This window comes from Bradyrhizobium sp., assembly GCF_049586575.1.
GTDB lineage: Bacteria > Pseudomonadota > Alphaproteobacteria > Rhizobiales > Xanthobacteraceae > Bradyrhizobium.
In genome coordinates this window covers 1-1,990 of sequence record NZ_JBAVCF010000660.1, presented here as the reverse complement: position 1 = coordinate 1,990, position 1,990 = coordinate 1, and the positions used below count along the sequence as shown (strand labels likewise).

Here is a 1,990-nt window from a genome sequence, read left to right as displayed (position 1 = left end):
GAGAGCTTTGAGAGGTTGAACAGGGAATTGGGACTGGCAAAGGGAACGCCGTTGTCGGTGCGGATGGCCCGCGGCAGGCCAAACTCCTTGAATACGCTCTCAAACACCGGGAAGGCATAGACTTCCCCCGTTGCGGAACGGAAACATCGCGAAACGACAATGACCGGTGTGATCTTCGACCAGCTCGTGAACCATCTGATTTGAGGTACCAATCGGTGGAACGAGTTCTTGCCGATATCGATACGGCGATTGTGCTCTCGAGCTTCCTGGACATCGCGTGCTCCTTGTCTTTGGCACCCCTTCTCAGCATTCTATTGCTGGTGGGGCAGGAGCACGGCCGGACCATCCCATTAACGGTAGATCCACCCCCACAGCCCGCTAGAGCGGGATGAATTTAGGTTGAGCATATCCCGCGTTTTCGAAGTAGTTGGCACATTCGTTTGGCATAAAGGCTGTGAGCGCCTGCCCGATTGCGGCCCAGACGGCCTCGACGGTTCGTGCGGCGGCTTTGCGCAGGAGGTGCTTGAGCTTGGCGAAGACCTGCTCGATAGGGTTCAGATCGGGCGAATATTTCGGCAGAAAGAAGAGCTTTGCGCCAACCGAGCGGATGAGTGCTCGCACGACTTTACCTTTGTGGCTGCCGAGATTGTCCATGATGACGATGTCCCCGGGCTGCAGGGTCGGGAGCAGAACTTTCTCGACGTAAACTGTGAAGCTCTCACCGTCGATCGGGCCATCGAGAACCCATGGTGCCTCGATCCGATCGTAGCGCAATGCGGCCAGGAAGGTTGTGGTCTTCCAGTGACCGTGCGGGACTTTGGCTGTGAGCCTGGTGCCGCACGGCGCCCAGCCCCGCAAGGTGGCCATGTTGGTCTTGGTCCAGGTCTCGTCGATGAAGACCAGGCGCTCAGGATCGATCTGGCCCTGATACTTCTGCCATTGCGCGCGCCGGCGGGCGACGTCAGGACGGTCGCGTTCGCTGGCGACGACGCTTTTTTTTGAAGCTCAGATTCTCGGCGTGGACGAACTCCCACACTGACCGGTAGTCGACCTTCAGCCCGCGCTCGGCGAGTTCGGCGACAAGCCCGCGCAAGGTGAAGTCCCTTGCCCTGGTGCGCTCCAGCAACCAATCACGGTGTTTCCCCGAAATCTTCTTCGGCTTGTGCCCGCCCATCTGGCCCGGCGCAACGCTGCCGGTCTCTCGGAAGCGCCGAACCCAGAGAATGGCCGTGTTGACGCCCACCCCAAATTGCGCCGCCGCCCGATGGCAGGACAGACCACCCGGATCGACTGCCGCAACTACCCGCTCACGAAGATCCATCGAATAAGGTTTGCCCATCCATGCTGACCTCCTCCAGCCAGCATGTTGAATCAGAGCCGCCCTGATTTGGGAATCCCAAATCGAATCAACCTAACCTCATCCCGCTCTAGCGGCCCGCATTTCCCAACTTCCGTCCCTTACGCACTGCCTCCTTTATCAGCGCATCAGTCGCGGCCTTGACATAGGCGGCATCATCACCCGGCAGGAACTGACTCTCGACGTTCAGCATGATGACACCGAGCGCCAGCGCCTGAGGCCGATTACCAGCGGTCCATAACTGGCGGGAGACATCTCGAACCTCCTTTAAAATTCGCTCCCGGTCCCCGCTACTGGCTTGTGCATAGCCCTCGTTAACGGGGGCATAAGTTGATTTGAGGTGGTTGAAATATGCCGACTTCTGTTCATCGTTTAAGCGTCGATCCGCCGCTTTAGATCATCATATTGGCTTCGCGGAACGTTGCCACGCACCTTTCAACATCCGGTGGGCTGGATTTTCTCGGTGTGGTGCTACGTCTCGAATAATTGCACCCGAGACACCAAGCTGGCTCATGCCGATCCAAGCCGCTCACCCGACGAAGATGGGACCGCGCCAGCGATTTAGAGTCGACCGGGCTCAATAACAACTGCACTGGTAGCCTTCGTTCGCGCGGGTCTATGGCAGACGACGGA

At 58.5% G+C, this 1,990-nt stretch carries 1 protein-coding gene and 1 pseudogene; both read right to left on the bottom strand.

Annotated features, from left to right (window positions below; genetic code table 11):
• Window positions 1–104 (bottom strand): annotated as a pseudogene (locus WB528_RS24225) (IS481 family transposase); the annotation flags it as partial.
• A 274-nt stretch (window positions 105–378) separates the two neighbouring features.
• Window positions 379–1,339, bottom strand: a protein-coding gene (locus WB528_RS24220; protein WP_423891463.1) for an IS630 family transposase whose coding sequence is annotated in 2 segments (ribosomal slippage) — window positions 379–999 and window positions 1,001–1,339 — 960 coding nt in all. Because the reading frame shifts where the segments join, the coding sequence is not laid out codon by codon here.
• Window positions 1,340–1,990 lie beyond the last annotated feature (651 nt).